The 15,563-nt window shown below is 66.2% G+C and carries 14 protein-coding genes and 1 other RNA gene; 13 read left to right on the top strand and 2 right to left on the bottom strand.

What is annotated here, in order from left to right:
- The first annotated feature begins 20 nt into the window (after positions 1-20).
- From smpB to VGK27_04960, 9 genes are all read left to right on the top strand, one after another.
- On the top strand, positions 21-518 hold the full coding sequence (gene smpB / locus VGK27_04920) for an SsrA-binding protein SmpB (GenBank protein ID HEY3489450.1): 498 nt from the start codon (positions 21-23) through the stop codon (positions 516-518).
- A gap of 223 nt (positions 519-741) precedes the next feature.
- Positions 742-2,172, top strand: coding sequence for a LysM peptidoglycan-binding domain-containing protein (locus VGK27_04925; protein HEY3489451.1), 1,431 nt, complete (start codon positions 742-744; stop codon positions 2,170-2,172).
- Positions 2,173-2,178: 6 nt separating this feature from the next.
- On the top strand, positions 2,179-2,703 hold the full coding sequence (locus VGK27_04930; GenBank protein ID HEY3489452.1) for a transglycosylase SLT domain-containing protein: 525 nt from the start codon (positions 2,179-2,181) through the stop codon (positions 2,701-2,703).
- The gene (locus VGK27_04935; protein HEY3489453.1) at positions 2,700-4,004 is read left to right on the top strand and encodes a GDSL-type esterase/lipase family protein; all 1,305 of its coding nucleotides are present in this window, start codon (positions 2,700-2,702) and stop codon (positions 4,002-4,004) included. Before VGK27_04930 ends, VGK27_04935 begins: the two co-directional genes overlap by 4 nt.
- A complete protein-coding gene (locus tag VGK27_04940; protein HEY3489454.1) occupies positions 4,001-5,413 on the top strand; it encodes a GDSL-type esterase/lipase family protein in 1,413 nt (470 codons plus the stop codon). Before VGK27_04935 ends, VGK27_04940 begins: the two co-directional genes overlap by 4 nt.
- Positions 5,410-6,837, top strand: coding sequence for an MBOAT family O-acyltransferase (locus tag VGK27_04945; protein ID HEY3489455.1), 1,428 nt, complete (start codon positions 5,410-5,412; stop codon positions 6,835-6,837). Before VGK27_04940 ends, VGK27_04945 begins: the two co-directional genes overlap by 4 nt.
- An 11-nt stretch (positions 6,838-6,848) precedes the next feature.
- Complete coding sequence (locus tag VGK27_04950; GenBank protein HEY3489456.1) at positions 6,849-8,351, top strand: GDSL-type esterase/lipase family protein; 1,503 nt, start codon at positions 6,849-6,851, stop codon at positions 8,349-8,351.
- Entirely contained in the window at positions 8,348-8,587 is a 240-nt protein-coding gene (locus VGK27_04955; protein HEY3489457.1) for an acyl carrier protein, read from the top strand. The genes VGK27_04950 and VGK27_04955 overlap by 4 nt, the downstream gene beginning before the upstream one ends.
- Entirely contained in the window at positions 8,587-9,522 is a 936-nt protein-coding gene (locus VGK27_04960; protein HEY3489458.1) for a ketoacyl-ACP synthase III, read from the top strand. The genes VGK27_04955 and VGK27_04960 overlap by 1 nt, the downstream gene beginning before the upstream one ends.
- Before the next feature lie 89 nt (positions 9,523-9,611).
- Here the strand turns inward: VGK27_04960 and VGK27_04965 are convergent, their stop codons facing one another.
- Positions 9,612-11,240, bottom strand: a complete 1,629-nt coding sequence (locus VGK27_04965; GenBank protein HEY3489459.1) for a methyl-accepting chemotaxis protein — start codon at positions 11,238-11,240, stop codon at positions 9,612-9,614.
- Between the two features lie 147 nt (positions 11,241-11,387).
- Between VGK27_04965 and VGK27_04970 the strand changes: the two genes are divergently transcribed.
- A complete protein-coding gene (locus VGK27_04970) occupies positions 11,388-12,140 on the top strand; it encodes a PIG-L deacetylase family protein (protein ID HEY3489460.1) in 753 nt (250 codons plus the stop codon).
- Here the strand turns inward: VGK27_04970 and VGK27_04975 are convergent.
- The gene (locus tag VGK27_04975; GenBank protein ID HEY3489461.1) at positions 12,137-13,315 is read right to left on the bottom strand and encodes a CapA family protein; all 1,179 of its coding nucleotides are present in this window, start codon (positions 13,313-13,315) and stop codon (positions 12,137-12,139) included. The two genes, VGK27_04970 and VGK27_04975, sit on opposite strands and share 4 nt — an antisense overlap.
- A gap of 122 nt (positions 13,316-13,437) precedes the next feature.
- Here VGK27_04975 and ssrA point away from each other — a divergent pair.
- The 3 genes from ssrA to VGK27_04990 all read left to right on the top strand — a co-directional run bounded on the left by ssrA (position 13,438) and on the right by VGK27_04990 (position 15,531).
- Positions 13,438-13,791: a transfer-messenger RNA gene (gene ssrA, locus VGK27_04980) on the top strand.
- Positions 13,792-14,038: 247 nt separating this feature from the next.
- Positions 14,039-14,467, top strand: a complete 429-nt coding sequence (locus tag VGK27_04985) for a hypothetical protein (GenBank protein ID HEY3489462.1) — start codon at positions 14,039-14,041, stop codon at positions 14,465-14,467.
- 158 nt (positions 14,468-14,625) lie between these two features.
- Positions 14,626-15,531, top strand: a complete 906-nt coding sequence (locus VGK27_04990; protein HEY3489463.1) for an HNH endonuclease — start codon at positions 14,626-14,628, stop codon at positions 15,529-15,531.
- Positions 15,532-15,563: the final 32 nt, after the last annotated feature.

A 15,563-nucleotide genomic window follows, 5' to 3' on the forward strand; every position in this document is an offset into this window, starting at 1 on the left:
ATTAAAGAAGGAAGAGACGCTTGGCCGAACAGCCCGCTAAGACGATGACCGAGAAGACCGTCGCGCTCAACCGGCGCGCGCGGCACGAGTTCTTCATCCTCGACACGGTCGAGTGCGGGATCGTGCTGCATGGCTACGAGGTCAAGTCGATCCGTCAGGGGCGGATCAACCTGTCCGACGCCTACGCGACCGTCCGCGGCAACGAGCTGTTCATCGAGAATCTCCACATCACCCCTTATTCCCACGGCGATACCCGGGTGATCGACCCGCTGCGCAGCCGCAAGCTGCTGCTCCACCGGCGCCAGATCGATCAGCTCTACGCGAAGATGCGCGAGCAGGGGCTCACCCTCGTCCCGCTCAAGCTCTATTTCAAGGGGCCCAACGTCAAGGTCGAGATCGGGCTGGCCAAGGGCAAGAAACTCTACGACAAGCGCCAGGACATGGCCGAACGCGACGCCAAGCGCGACATCGACCGGGTGGTCCGCGGCAAGGGGCCGAACCGCCGCGCCGAGGACTGAAGGGTTGGGGGGGGGAGGCGCCCCGCCCAATTTTCCGTTATATTACGGCTTGTTACGGGAATATCCTGCTAACTAATTGATATTATTAATGATTTTACGGCGTTATTTTCTTGGTTGACATGGACCCGCGTGGTATCATGCCCCAATCGAACTGACCGAACGAGGGTGCGCTCCGTGGGGGAGCATAGGCACCCGCCATTCGGGGGGCACGGCCAATTATCCGATGCGAAAACAATCACACATAATCCTGCTGCTCGTTGCGCTGATCGCGTTGGGAACCGGAGTTGCGTCTGCCGCAACCTACAAGGTCCGCAAGGGCGACAGCCTTGCGCGCATCGCCAAGCGGCAGCATGTCAGCGTCGGGGCGCTCCGCGAGACCAACGGGCTGGAGGGCGACGCCCTCAAGCCGGGCATGAAACTGACCCTTCCGTCCAAGGGCAAGGCCGCGAAGGTCGCCAAGGTCGACAAGGTCGACAAGGTCGAAAAGGCCGAAGCGCCCGAACCCGTCCCCGCGCCTGCCGCCGCGGCCGTACCGGTCCGTTCCGCACAGGTGTCGGCTTCGACCACCGAATGGGCGGGCTACCACACCGTCGCCAAGGGCGATACCCTCGCGACGATCGCCCACGCCAACGACCTTTCCCTGGAAGCGTTGAAAAAGCTCAACCCCGGGAAAAATGCCCGTCGGCTCAAGATCGGGATGCGGCTTCGCGTCAAGCCCGCCTCCGAGACGGCTGCTGCGGCTTCCCCGGCGCTTGCAAGGGCCGCCGTCGAGGCGCCCGTGGCGCACGCCTCGGGGAAAACGCCCGAAAAGATGGCAGCAAAGCCGCCCGTCCAGACCGCGGTCGCCGAGAAGCACCCGGCCGAACCGGTCGCGGCTCCGGTTGTCGCCTGCGATGTCGCGGCAGCCCCGGTCTACCACAAGGTGCGCAAGGGCGATACGCTCGCTTCGGTCGCTTCGAAATACGGCCTGTCGCTCAAGTCGCTCAAGCAGCTCAACCACGTCAAGAAGGCCAAAAAGCTCAAGCCCGGCAGCCAATTGCTGGTTCGCCGCGGCGGCGGGGGAGGGAGGGGGAGAGGCGGCTCCATCACCGCCGATCGCCGGCGCGAGCTCGAGAAGATCCTGCAGAACGAGGCCTCCATGACGGCCGCGGGGGCTGCCGCGGCGTCCGCAAAAGTCGCCGAGCTGGCGCCCGAGCTATTGTCCGCGGCCTCGGTCGACAACGGCATGTTGGGCCCCATCATCGAGGAAGACCAGCCGGTCGGCCTCACCGGCCGCGTCATCAAGATCGCCAAGCTCATGCTCGACCTGCCTTACCGGTTCGGCGGCACGTCGCTGACCGGCATCGATTGCTCCGGATACGTCCAGAAGGTGTTCGGCTTCCTCAACATCCCCTTGCCGCGCAGCGCGCGCGAGCAGTTCGCCAAGGGAGAAAAGATCGAGAAAGAGGAGCTTGCGACCGGCGATCTGGTCTTCTTCAAGACCTACGCCCGCTTCCCGTCGCACGTCGGCATCTATCTGGGCGACAACAAGTTCATCCACGCCTCGTCGGGCGACCACAAGGTCAAGATCGACAGCCTCGACGCCCCCTACTTCCTGCGCCGCTACATCGGCGCACGCCGCCTGGTTCCCGACCAGAAGGACGACGGAGAGTAGATTGCCATGACAACCAGGGTTCGCAAAGCCGTATCAGGGACGCTGCTGATCGGAACGCTGCTGTTGGTCCAGGGAGGCAGCCACCTCCCGGCGCCGGTGTTTCCCTCCGTTCCCTTTACCGCGCTGCCGCCGCCCGAGCTGCGCGAGCCGGCCGCGGCCGGGGCCGACACCGTTCTCCTTTGGGAGCTGGTCAAGCGCTACACCCTGAAATACCGGATTCCCGACCAGGCGGCCAAGATCTACAAGGTCATCTTCGAGGAAAGCCGCTTTACCGACGACGTGCGCTCCGAGGGGGGCGAGTACCTCGGCATGTGCCAGTTCAAGCCGAGCACCTTCTACCAGAACGTCCGCGAGATGAAGGAGCTGATGCTGCTCCCCCGGAATGTCCGCTTTTCCCCGTTCAATCCGGAGCATGCCATCCACGTCATGACCTGGATGTGGAGCCAGGGCTACAAGGACCACTGGGGCCCCACCCGTTTTGTCGAGCGTCAGGTCGACGACGATACCGGAGAAGGCGCATCGGGCCGGTGAAGGCGCTTTTCGCCCTCCTGGTGCTGGCGCTGCTGGTGCCTGCCCCCGGCTGTCCCGCTTCGGATTCCCCCCTGCGCATCCTCCATTTCGGCGATTCCCATGTGGCCTCCGATTCGCTGACTGCTTCCGCGCGCGAGACGCTCGCGGGCGCGTTCGGGGACGGCGGGCCGGGCGTCATGATGCCTTGGGCGACGCCGAAGACATTCCGGCGCCCCGGCGTCGCCGCCGGAGCGACCGATGGCTGGCGGCGCCATGTGCCTTCTTCCGCCGGCGGGTTGGAGGATGCCGGGCTCTCGGGATGCTTCATCGAGGCGGAGGGCGTGGGAGAAGAGGCCTGGATCCGGGCCGACGCGGTTGTTTTCCGCGTGGCTTTCCTGCGGCAGCCGGGCGGCGGGACGATCGATTTCCTGGTCGACGGGAGGCTCGCGGGGCGCGAATCGACGGCATCGGCCGCCCCGGAGGCGTCCATCGCCCGCTTCCGCGCCGATGGCGGTGTCGCACCCCATCGGCTGACGATCCGGGCGGCGGGGGGCGGCAAGGTGCGGTTGCTCGGCGTCTCGGCCGAGAACGGCGCGCCCGGCGTCGTTTACAGCCCGCTCGGGGTGGTGGGAGCCCGGGCCGAGTCGCTGCTCAGGATTCGTCCCGAGATCTTCGACCGGCTGCTCGCGGCCGAATCGCCCGACCTGGTTCTCCTCGGCTTCGGAACCAACGAGGCCGCTTCCGCCGGATTCGACCCGGCGGCTTACGAAACGACGCTGGCGCGGGTCGTCGACCGGATCCGCTCCGCGGCGCCCCGGGCGGCGGTCATCCTCCTGACGCCCCCCGACCGGTCGGACCGGCAGCCGGCGACGGCTGCCCGCAGCCGGCAAGCGCTGTCGCAGGTCGTCGAGATCCAGCGGATCGTGGCCGCGCGGGCGGGTCTCCCGCTGATCGACCTCTTTTCGCTGATGGGAGGCGCCGGGACCGCCGACCGGTGGAGGTTGGCTACGCCGCCGCTGGCGCAGACGGACGGGACGCACTTCACGAAAGCGGGCTATGCGCAGCTCGGCCGCATCGTCGGCCGGGAGCTCTTGTCGCTGCGCGCGGAGGATCGGGTCGCCTGGCCGCCGCTGACCGCGAAGGCGCCCGTGCCGCCGCCGGCCGCGAAGCGCATTCTCTATTTCGTCAAACCGGACGGCTCGCTGCTCCTCACCGATGACCCGAAGCGCGGCGTCGAGGAGGGCGGGCGCCCGATGAGCGACGCCGAGTTCCGGAAGTTCGTCAATGCCGGCTTGCCGGAAGGGGAGGCGGAGACGCCATGATCTTTTCCCGGGCGACGATTGCCCGCTTTTCGCTTCTGCTGTGCCTGCTGCTTCCGGTCCTCTGGATGGATGCCGCCGGTGCGGTCAAGAAAAGGAAGCCGGCCAGGCCGCCCCATGGGGCGGTCCACCCGAAGAAGGGGAAGGCGAATCGCCCTGCACGCCCCGCGCATCCTGCGCGTCCAAAGCGTTCGGCCAGGCCCTCCCGCGTTCGGCGGACAGCGCCGCGCCCGAAGCCGGCGATCGCCTTGGTCCCGCTCGATGCGGAGAAGATCCCCCCCGTGGATCTCGAGATGCCCCGGGGGGCGCTCGACCCGTTCTTCCGCGACCTGTCCGCCCTCGAGACGCCGGCGGGAGACAACGGGGCGGTGCGCGTGGTCCGCATCCTTCACCTGGGGGATTCCCACGTGGCGGCCGACTACTGGACCGGCGAAATCCGACGACGGCTCCAGGAGCGGTTCGGCGATGGAGGGGCGGGCATCGTCATGCCCGGACGCCCCTGGAAATATTTCCGCCACGCGCAGGCCAAGTCGCTCGACGGCGACGGATGGCACACGTCCGGGCTGAAGGACGCGCCCGCGGACGGTGTGCTCGGCCTGTCGGGCGTGGCGATGGCCCCGCGCGGGAACGCGCCCGCCTCGGTGCTGGCGCCCGGGCGCCGCTTCAACGTGTTGCTGGCCTCCGAGACCGACCGCGCCGCCGTCCGGCTCTTTCTGGACGGCGTCCCGTTCGACAACGTTTCAATCCGGACGCGCTGGCTCAACTCGGGGGGGAGCGATATCGCCCTCGTGACGATCTCCAACCGGGAACCGCTGCCCGACGCCCATGGAAAACTGTCCGTGGTGGCGGCCCCCGACAGCGGTATCCGCCTCCTGGGAGCCGAGTTCTTCAGCGGCCGCAGCGGGGTCGTGGTGGACACGCTGGGGCTGAACGGCGCGCGGATGACCGCCCTCGACAAGTGGTCCCCCCGGATGCGTCAGCAGCTTCTCCAGGAAGCGAAGCCGTCGCTCATCATCGTGTCGTACGGAACCAACGAGATCGCCACACCGCATTTCACGTTCGAGGCGTTCCGGGCCGACTGCGTCCGCGTGCTGCGGGCGCTTCGGGAGGATTCCGGGGGGACGGCCGTCCTCGTGACCGGGCCGATCGACCGGGCGATCCGGAAGAAGAGGGCGCGGATATCGATGGCCGACGCCGAGCGGCCGGTCGTCCGGGCGCTGCGGGAGGCGGCGGCCGAGACGGGCTGCGCCTTCTGGGACGCGCAGCAGGCGATGGGCGGGGAGGGGGCGATCCTGTCCTGGATGCGGGCGGGGCTCGCCCGGAACGACGGCGTCCACCTGACCCAGCAAGGCTACGAGCTTCAAGGGAAGATGCTGTTCGACCGCCTGATGTCGGCCTACGCGGCTCGATGAGCCCGACCGGCACCGTCTACCTCGCGTTCCTGCTGATCGCCGTCGCGGCCTACCGGCTGACCGGGGGCGTGCGCCGCTTCCACCTGGCGACGATCCTGCTCCTGTCGTTCCTCTTCTACGCGTCCTGGAATCCCGTCTACTGCGTCCCGCTGGCCGTCACGGCGATGCTCGACTTCAACACCGCCCGGTACGTGTCCCGCCGCCGTGGCCGCCGCGCGGCCCGGGTTGCCCTGGCCGCGGACATCGCCGCCAACCTGTGCATTCTCGCGGCCTTCAAGTATTTCAACTTCATGGCCGACAATGCGGTCGCGCTGGCGTCGGCCATCGGCTATTCCCTGCCGCCCGTGCCGATCCGCGTCGTGTTCGGGGTCGGCATCTCCTTCTACACCTTCCAGTCGATGAGCTATGTCATCGACGTCCACCGGGGCGACGCCGAGCCCGCCCGCAGCTTCGCCGACTACTTGGCGTTCGTCGCCTTCTTCCCGACGCTTCTCGCCGGGCCGATCACGCGCGCCTCCGTCCTGCTGCCGCAGCTCGAGCGGCCGGCCCCCCCCATCACGGCCGAGCAAGGGGGGCGCGCCCTCTTCCTCATCGCGCTTGGCTTCATCAAGAAAATCGTCGTGGCCGACTACCTGGCCGTCAACCTGGTCAACCGGGTCTTCGAGCTGCCCGGCATGTACTCGTCCGCCGAGCTGCTCGCCGGCATCTACGGCTACGCGGCCCAGATCTACTGCGACTTCTCCGGGTACAGCGACATCGCGATCGGCTCGGCGCTCCTGCTCGGGATCGGGCTGAAGGATAATTTCAACGCGCCCTACCGGTCCAGGGACCTGCCGGAGTTCTGGCGCCGTTGGCATATCTCGCTCTCGACCTGGCTTCGCGACTACCTGTTCTTCTCCCTTCCGAAGAACCGTTCGTCGAAATGGGCGCCTTACTTCAACACGTTGGTCACCTTTGCACTGGGGGGGCTCTGGCACGGCGCCTCCTGGACCTTCCTCGCCTGGGGGGCGCTGCACGGCACCGGCCTCGCCGTGGCGCGCTTCTTCGACGTGCGCCGCCCGCGCGGCCGGAACGCGAAGCCGGTTCCCCGCTGGCGGCAGTTCGCGGGCGTGTTCGTCACTTTCCATTTCGTCTGCCTGACGTGGGTCTTCTTCCGGTGCGATTCGGTCGACCAGGCCTTCGGGGTGCTCCAGGGGCTGGGCCGGTTGAGCGGAAACGCAGCCAACATCACCTGGCCGATCGCCGGGCTGACGCTGGCGGGGATCGTGCTCCAGTGGCTTCCCGAGACCGTGTTTCCCCGCCTCCAGGCACGATTCATCGCCCTTCCATCGCCCGTGCAGTGCGCGCTGCTGGCGGGAACGGCGGTGGCGGTCGCACGCGTCTCGGGCTCCTCCGTCTCGCAATTCATCTACTTCAACTTCTAGGGACGCCAAAGTTGACGAAGATTCCGAAAAGCTGGGTGACCGTCGTCCTGCTCCTCGCATGCGCCGCGGTCCCCTCCCTGGTCCCCGGGCTGTCCAGGTACCGGGTTATCGACCCGATGCGCCTGCTCGAGACGCTGGCCGCCCCGTGGCGTGGAAACCCGGTCGCGAAGGTGTTCCGGAGCCGTGAAGCGCCGCGCCCGGCGAGGCCCTCGGCTGCCGACAATGCCGCATCCACCCGGATTGCGCCGCTCCCGACGCCAACCCTTCCGGCCGTCCCGTCGGGTCTCGGCGACGACTGGCCCTCCGGCGACGAGGAGAACGCGTATGCCGCCGCCGTCACCGGCGAGGTCGCGATCGAGGACTACGGAAGCGTGCTGCCGGGGTTCTTCGCACGGCTCGGCCGCACCGAGCGGAAGGCGCCGGGCGCGATCACGCGGATCAGCCATTTCGGCGACAGCCCCGTAACGGGCGACCTGATTGCAGGCGACGCGCGCGCCCGGTTACAAGCCCGTTTCGGCGACGCCGGCCACGGATGGATCTTCGTCGATCGTCCTTGGGAATGGTACAACCACCGCGGCGTGCGGCTTTCCGGGGGCGGCTGGAGCGCCCGCTCGGCGATGATCCCTCCGGGGAAGCCCGGCAACGACGGGTTCGGCGGCGTCAGCTTTTCCGCATCCGGACCGGGCGCGCAAAGCCGGATCGCGACCGCCGCACGCGGTCGCGGGTCCGCCGTCTCCCGCTTCGACATCCATTTCCAGGCCGGATCGCGGGGAGGAACGCTGCTCGCGTCGGTCGACGGGGAGGCGGCGACCGAGATCCCGACCGCGGCACAACCGGGGGAGGGCGGGCTGGTCGTCCATTCGCTCGCCGTGCCCGATGGGGGGCACGAGCTGAGGTTGCGCCCGAAGGGGGACGGTCCGGTCCGGTTGTTCGGCGTCGTGCTCGAGCGGAATCTTCCGGGCGTCGTCTACGACACCGTGGGCGCCAACGGCGCGACGATCCGCCACCTGGCGCGTTTCGACCGCAAGGGCTGGATGGACGCCCTGCGGCGGCGCGGCCCCGACCTCGTCATCCTGAACTACGGGACCAACGAGAGCGGATACAACGTGCTGTCGTATCCCGCCTACGTCCGGGACTATCGCGAGGTGATCCGCCGGATCCGCGAGGCGCTTCCGGGCTGCGCGATCCTGGTCATGGCGCCGATGGACCGCGGCGTGCGCGGCTCGGGAGGGGGGATCGAGACGGCAGCTTCCATTCCGCGGCTGGTGGCCGCCCAGCGGCTCATCGCGCGCTCGGAGAAGGTCGCCTTCTTCGATACCTATGCCGCGATGGGCGGAGCCGGGACGATGGCCGACTGGTACGAGCGCTCGCCCCGCCTCGTCTCCGGCGACTTCACGCACCCGACGCACCAGGGGGCGTCGATCGTGGGAGACCTGCTTGTCGACGCGCTTCTGAAAGGTTACGCTAGTCGAACGCAGTTCGAATCTCCCGGCCCGGAAGGAGCAACTCCATGAGCACGAACGAGCAGGTCCGCAGCGCGTTGGAGGCGTTTGCCAGAGCGCCGGTCCCGGCGGACGACGACGCGTCGCTCTTCGACGCCGGCGTCCTCGATTCCTTCGGGCTGATGGAATTCATCGGGGAGCTCGAGCAGCAGTTCGGCGTCAAGGTTCCCGACGAGGAGCTCACGCCCCGGAAGTTCGAGACGGTCGCCAAGGTCGCGGCTTGGTTCGACGCCCGGAGGCGCGCCTGATGCCCTCGATCGCCGGGTTCGGGCACGACCTGCCCGAGGGCGTCATCGACAACGCGGCGCTGGCGGCCGAGCTGGGCGTGACGGAAGACTGGATTTTCCAGGTCTCGGGCATCCGGACGCGGCGATGCCTCGCCCCCGGCGAGACGGCCTGCGACCTGGCGCACCGGGCCGCGCTGGCGTGCCTGGCCGACGCCGGCATGACTCCGGCCGACCTGGGCGGCATCGTGGTCGGCACCGGCACGCCGCCCAGGCAGTTCCCGGGCGTCTCCGCCGATCTTCAGAAGCGGATGTCCGTGCCCGGGATCCCGGCGTTCGACATCCACCTGGCCAGCGTCGGCGGTTTTTTTGCGCTGGCGACGGCTTCGGCGCTTTGCGCGCAATACGGCCCGATCCTGGCCGTCGGCGCAGAGGCGATGACGACGGTGATGGCGCGCGCCCCGCGTGTCAAGGAGACGGCCATCCTGTTCGGCGACGGGGCGGGCGCCGCCCTCGTTTGCCCCGGGGATGGCCCGATCATGATCGAGGATATCCGGATCGCGAGCGACGGCACCTTCGCCGACTCGCTGAGCATGGACTTCGGCGAGACGCTCCGCATGGACGGGCGCACCGTCATCCTGCAAGCCAACCGCAAGTTGAAGGCCTCGATATCGGAGCTGCTGTCGCGCAACGGCCTGGCGGTCGAAGATGTCGGCCTCTTCCTGTTCCACCAGGCGAACCTCAACCTGCTCAGGCAGGTGGGAAACGCGCTCAAGATCGATCCCGAAAAGGTCTTCGTCGATATCGACAAATACGGGAACACTTCGGCCGCGTCGCTGCTGATCGCGATGTCCGAGGCGAAAGCGGAAGGCCGTTTATCTCCCGGCACCCGCGTCGTCCTGGCGGCGTTCGGCGCCGGCATGGGGTGGGGCGCCGCGCTCCTTTCCTGCCGGGCCTGAACCGGAGGGCAAAGCTGCCGAAACGACAACGGCCACCCGGATCGCTCCGGGTGGCCGTTGTCGTTTCAAACTGCCGGCGAGCCGGCCGCTCAGAAGCCGTTCATGTCGTCGTTTTCAAGCGGGAAGACATCTTCGGGATTGTTTTTGGCCGGCGCTTTCGCCACCGGCTTCCGGGGGGCGGTCCGGTTGGCCGCGACCCGGCCGGACGGGGAGGAAAGCGCGGCCGGGCGGGAGGATGTCCGCCGAGCGGTGGCCCTTGGGGCGGCCGGCGGGGGACTTCCGGCTTCGCCGCCGCGCACCAGGTCGCGGATCTGCCGCACGATGTCCTGCATCGCGATCGATTGGGCGGACAGTTCCTCGGTCGAGGAGGCGATCTCCTCGGCATTCGCCGCCGTCTGCTGGGTGACCTTGTCCATCTGGGAGATGGCGCTGCCCACCTCGGTGATGCCGCGCGCCTGCTCGGAGGAAGCGGCCGAGATTTCCCCGACCAGCTCGTTGACCTTCTTGACCGAGTTCGCCACTTCCTGGAAATCCATGTTGGTACGCTCGACGAGCGCCGTGCCGTCCTTGATCTTCTGGACGGTGGCCTCGATCAGGTCGGAAGTGCTCTTCGCGGCGACCGCCGACCGCTGCGCGAGGTTGCGAACCTCGTCGGCGACGACCGCGAATCCGGCGCCCGCCTCGCCCGCGCGCGCCGCCTCGACGGCTGCGTTGAGCGCCAGCAGGTTGGTCTGGAAGGCGATCTCGTCGATCGTCTTGATGATCTTTCCGACCTCCTGCCCCATCGACGAGATCTCGGCCATCGAGCCGACCATCGACCCCATCGAGGCGTTGGCCTTGTCGACGTTGCCGCCCGCCACCTCGGCCAGCGACCGCGCCTGGCCGGCGTTCTCGGCGTTCTGATGCGTCATGGCGGACATCTCTTCCATCGCGGAGGAGGATTCCTCGAGCGATGCGGCCGATTCGGAAGCCCCCTCGGCAAGCGCCTGCGCCGCGGACGAGAGCTGGGTCGATGCGGAGGAAACCTGGCCGGCGCCCTCGTCGAGCGAATTGACGGCACGGTTGAGTGACGAGGAGATCGAGCGCGACAGGTAGAATCCGAGGGCGAGGGCGGCGCTGACGCAGAGGAGCACCAGGACGACCATGGAGGTGCGCGCCGCGTCGACCGATTTCGTATTGGCTGCATCGGTCTCCTTTGCGGCTTTTTCCTTGATGCGCACCATCTTGTCGATGCTGTCCTGGACGATTAATCGTTGCTTGTCACCCTCGTTTTCGATCAGAGCAAACGCTTCGGCGTTCTTCCCCTCCGTGAGGAGGGCGTGGGTCTGATCGATCAGGCCGCTGTACGCGGTCAGCGACGTCACCGCATCCTTGAAGAGGACTTTCCCCTCGTCGGTGATGAGCGTTTTTTCGAAGGACGCCATGAGCTCGTCGACCGACTTCCGCCGTTCCTTGATCTTATCGTTGAGGATCTTATCCCGGCTGCCGGCATCCTTGGCCATGATCATCTCAAGAACGTTGCAGCGCATGCGCTGGAAGTGGGTGGAAGCATCTCCGACTTCCCCCAGGGGAACCGTGATCCTTTGAAAAAGGTAATCCTGCGCTTTTTCGGACTTGTTCAGATTGACGACCCCGATGATCCCGACGAACCCGCAAATGAGCGCGACGAGGACGAATGCGGCAATCAGCTTGCCGCCCAAAGACAGGTTCCGGAACATGGGTGAGATCCTCCAACGTAAGGAATTTATCCATATCTTTATCGGCAGAAACGCGCAAAACATTAGACGGAAATTGCAGCGACAGCGGCTTGCCTTTGCACCGACTCCCGGCGAGAATGCGTCCTACAGCGTGAGGAGGAAGAGACGATGGCCAGGTTCGACAGCGATTACGTTCCCGCATCCGCGATGGGCATCTTTGCGCATCCCGACGACGCCGAGTTCACGGTCGCGGGTACGCTTGCGCGGTGGGCCGCGGCCGGGTGCGAGGTCACGCTGGTGCTGCTGACCAGCGGGAACGTCGGCACCCACGACGTCACGCTCACACGTGAGAAGCTCGCGGAGATCCGGGAGCGCGAGGAACGCGCCTCGGCCGGGAAGCTCGGCGTCAAGAACATCGTGTTCCTCGGGCACGACGACTGCGAGTTGCAGCCGACGATGGCGATCCGCCGCGAGCTGGTCCGGGAGATCCGCCGATTCCGGCCCGAGGTCGTCCTCTGCAACGATCCGCAGTCGCTCTTCATCGAGGAGCACTACGTCAACCATCCCGACCACCGGGCCGCTGGAACCGTCGCGATCGACGCCGTCTTCCCGTGCGTCGAGATGGAGCTTCTTTGGCCCGAGCTGGGGCCGGTCCACAAGGTGCACGCCCTCTACGTCAGCTCGACGCAGGCCCCTAACCGCTGGATCGACGTAACCGCCACGCTCGGGTTGAAGATTGCGGCGCTCAACGAGCACCGGAGCCAGTTGGGCGAACGTGATATCTCCGACATGATCCGGGAATGGGCGATCGCGACCGCCGCCGCGGGACGCTGGGATGCGGAACCGGGCGCGCGCCCGAAATACGCCGAGGCGTTTCGCGTGATGAAACTTTTCAGGGAAGAAAAGGCGGGGGGCGGCTAACGGATCGAGGCGGCCGGCGCCTTCGCGACATTCTGCGGCAGCGGGCAAAGCGTGCCGTCGTCCCGGATGACGGCGCCGGTCGTCGGAAGGTCTTTGGCAGACAGGCGCCGAATGAGGCGCGTCGCCCTGCCTGCCGGGTCCGGAAGCGGGATGCCCCGGCCCGATAGCGTCATCGGCATGATTCTCCCCGACAGGAAATTCCCCGTTTCGGGGTCGAGGTCGGCCCGCAGGGCGTAGCCGAGGCCGCTGGCCCCCTTCAAGTTGAATCGCCCGAAGCCGAGGAAGTTGCCGAGCGAGTAAGCGATCAGCTTCCCCCGGTAGATCTCGATGGCGCGCGGGACGTGGGGGCCATGGCCGAGCACCGCGGCGGCGCCTGCGTCGATGGCCGCGTGCGCGAACCGTTCGACGTCGCCTCTCTTTTCCCCCGCGAACATTTCCATCTCGCCCGTCAGGTGGAGCGCATCCTTGCCTTCGGCGCCGCCGTGGAACGAGACGAGGACGAGGTCGTTCTCGGAGACCGCCTTCCGGATGCGCGCCTCGGCTGCCGCGATGTTCAGGATCGAGGCGCTGTAGGGGGAGGAGTGCGAGTAGGAGAAGCCGAGGATGGCCACCCGCTTGCCGCCGACGTCGATGCGGGCGACGTGATCCCCGCCGACCGGCTGGATGCCGAGTCCCGAGAGGACGGCCACCGTGTTGTCGATCCCTTCCCGGCCGAAGTCGAACGCGTGGTTGTTCGCGATGTTCAGTGCGTTGAAGCCGGCGTCCTTCAGGTAGCGGCCATAGCGGGTCGGGGTGCGGAAGGCGAAGCACAGCTTCGGGTTGGGCGCCTTGTCGCACTTGTTTGCGACGCCGTTGTCGAGCAGCGGCCCCTCGAGGTTCCCAAACACAACGTCCCGGTCGCGCAACGCCCGGGCCGTGCGACGGAAGAGGTCGCGACCGTCGTCGGGGGGCAGCATCCCTTCGGGCCATGCCGTCCCCATCATGATGTCGCCGACGGCGACGATGCCGATGACGGAAGGCGACGGCGCCTCCGCCGGACGGCCGGTGATCGCGGCGATGCTCCAGCCGTTGCCCCAGGCGCCGGCGACATCCGCAAGGATCGCGGTCGCCAGCAGGACAATGAGAAAACTCGCGACGGGGAGGGAAGGGCGTTTCGAGGTGGATCGGGACGGCATGGATATCCTGTCCGGCGCCCGGTATCGGAGAGGGCGACCGCATCTTTCAGTATACGTGAACCGGCGTCCGGCAGCGACCGCGGGGGCGGGGGAGATTGATGGTATAATAGAAAAGTCATCACGGGGGCGAAACGGATTCGACGTGGACGTCGATGCTCCTGGGTTGCGTGCCGAGGCCCCGTTGTCCTCGTTAAAAGCGGGAACCAATAGTCGCCAACGACTATAGCTACGCTCTCGCGGCTTAGGCCGTGAGCGTCCGACTGCCGAGTTCCCTCGTAGGTAGAAGGGCGTCACGCTAGAGGGATAGCCCCAGTCTCCTGCCCGGGGGGAGGAATGGCGAAATCAATCCGGGATTGCGCGGAGGGCACCCTGCCGATGGGGGGCCCCGAGGGCGAAACTTAAATCATCGGAAACGCACGTAGTGGCCCTGAGTAAAGAGTTTGCGGACGGGGGTTCGACTCCCCCCGCCTCCACCAAGCGCACTTGGAAGCCCACCTCGAAAAAGATCGGGGTGGGCTTTTTCGCGCTTGGTGCCAACGGGGGGAGTCGAACTCCAAGGCGGCGCCGAGCGATTAGCAAGGAAGAGGCGCCATGGATGGCGCCGGAAGCCGCCGCGGCCGCCCCCGGAGCGAAGGCAGGATGCCGGAGCGAGAGGGGGTCGATACCTCCCGTCGACAATTACAAGATGACCAACGCCGACTTCCAGAAAACGGAGTCGGCGTTTTGTGCTTGGTGGACGGCCGCGGGAATCTGTCGAACGAGGGTCTGGCGAGCTTCTGCCGTTTCTTCATCGACGTCTGCCTGGACCAGGTCGACTTCATGACGAAGCAGCTCGACCTTCCCGGGTTGCTGAAACGCGTCGAGGGTTATGTGGCGTTGCGGTCGACCGGGACGCTTCACTCGCCTGAAGAGGCCGGCGAACCGCTTCGGCCGGAAACATCTCGGATGATCTGCGAAGCGCTTCTCCGGGGAGAGGTCGGTCGTGGCGACCTTGTCCGCGTCTCCGGCCTCGCCGAACGCACGGGCAGGAAACTCCTCGGCCGTTTGCTCGACGATAGGCTCCTCGCGTCGGACACGCCCAAAGGTTCCGTGCGCTTCGGTCTCCCCGCGCACGCCGCCGACTACATTATCCCCGGGCTGTCGAGCGGATGAGGGCGTCCGTCCTCCTCCGCTGTATGATCTCCTGCTTACTTGCTATCATCTCTTCATGACGACGTTGATTAGCAAAGGAGAGGCGAATTGAACGCAAATAGCCACGGGTGTAGCGGCAATTCGATCCGGCAAGCTGGCCGCATCCGGTGAGGATTTGGATGAATCGTGAGAAAGTCCTTGCAGCCTTTGATCGAATCCGAATCTGGCGAAAAGGCGGTCGGCGGGCGCCTCACAAGCCCCTGTTAATTCTGCTTGAACTGGGACGGATGGTGGCCGGCGGCGATGCGACAGTCGAGTTTGCCGCTGCCGATTCCAGACTGAAAGCATTGTTGGACGAGTTCGGGCCAGGAAATTCGGGCGCATCCCGCCACTACCCTTTTTGGCACCTGCAATCTGACGGCGTGTGGAGTCTGGAAGCTCCTTTTGAATTGCTGAACAGGCCAATGGGAGCTACGCCGACCATTGGGGAACTACGTTCGTCCAAGGTTCGCGGCGGATTCCCTGTCTGGATTCGAGAGGCATTTCAAAAAGATCCGGCACTGATTTCCATCGTGGCCCAACGGGTGGTTGCAGCCCACTTTCCGGAGTCGATCCGAGAAGATGTCCTTGAAGCGGCGGGGCTTGGTGATATTGAGATAAACGGGGAGAGTAGCGGGGCGGACAAGCCCAGACGCAGGGATCCTGCATTCAGGGAAAAAGTACTCCTCGCTTACGAGTATCGTTGCTGTGTTTGTGGTCATGACATGCGTCTGGGCCGGCAGTGTATCGGACTTGAGGCCGCCCACATTAAGTGGGTCCAAGCCAATGGCCCCGATATCGAGTCCAACGGGTTGGCGCTGTGTTCACTCCACCACAAGTTTTTTGATCTTGGTGTATTCACCGTGTTACCTGACCAACATCGGATCGCGTTCAGCCGTCACGCGATAACCCATGATCGTGCGCTTTCATTGCACGGTGCTCATCTCTCCCTGCCGCCGGAACGTGAGTTATACCCTGATCCCGAGTATCTGGAGTGGCATCGGAAAGAAGTCTTCAAGGACCCGCCGAGAAGTTTTCATGCCTGATTGGAATTTCCGATCGCGGAAGCATGTCACGT

Source organism: Candidatus Deferrimicrobiaceae bacterium (genome assembly GCA_036504035.1).
Lineage (GTDB): Bacteria > Desulfobacterota > Deferrimicrobia > Deferrimicrobiales > Deferrimicrobiaceae > JANXPS01.

What these genes read in the sequence shown, in the direction of transcription:
- VGK27_04930 (HEY3489452.1), top strand. Translation starts at nt 2,179, where the DNA reads ATGACAACCAGGGTTCGCAAAGCCGTATCAGGGACGCTGCTGATCGGA.
- VGK27_04960 (HEY3489458.1), top strand. Translation starts at nt 8,587, where the DNA reads ATGCCCTCGATCGCCGGGTTCGGGCACGACCTGCCCGAGGGCGTCATC.
- VGK27_04945 (HEY3489455.1), top strand. Translation starts at nt 5,410, where the DNA reads ATGAGCCCGACCGGCACCGTCTACCTCGCGTTCCTGCTGATCGCCGTC.
- VGK27_04955 (HEY3489457.1), top strand. Translation starts at nt 8,348, where the DNA reads ATGAGCACGAACGAGCAGGTCCGCAGCGCGTTGGAGGCGTTTGCCAGA.
- VGK27_04970 (HEY3489460.1), top strand. Translation starts at nt 11,388, where the DNA reads ATGGCCAGGTTCGACAGCGATTACGTTCCCGCATCCGCGATGGGCATC.
- VGK27_04990 (HEY3489463.1), top strand. Translation starts at nt 14,626, where the DNA reads ATGAATCGTGAGAAAGTCCTTGCAGCCTTTGATCGAATCCGAATCTGG.
- VGK27_04975 (HEY3489461.1), bottom strand. Translation starts at nt 13,315, where the DNA reads ATGCCGTCCCGATCCACCTCGAAACGCCCTTCCCTCCCCGTCGCGAGT.
- VGK27_04965 (HEY3489459.1), bottom strand. Translation starts at nt 11,240, where the DNA reads ATGTTCCGGAACCTGTCTTTGGGCGGCAAGCTGATTGCCGCATTCGTC.
- VGK27_04925 (HEY3489451.1), top strand. Translation starts at nt 742, where the DNA reads ATGCGAAAACAATCACACATAATCCTGCTGCTCGTTGCGCTGATCGCG.
- VGK27_04940 (HEY3489454.1), top strand. Translation starts at nt 4,001, where the DNA reads ATGATCTTTTCCCGGGCGACGATTGCCCGCTTTTCGCTTCTGCTGTGC.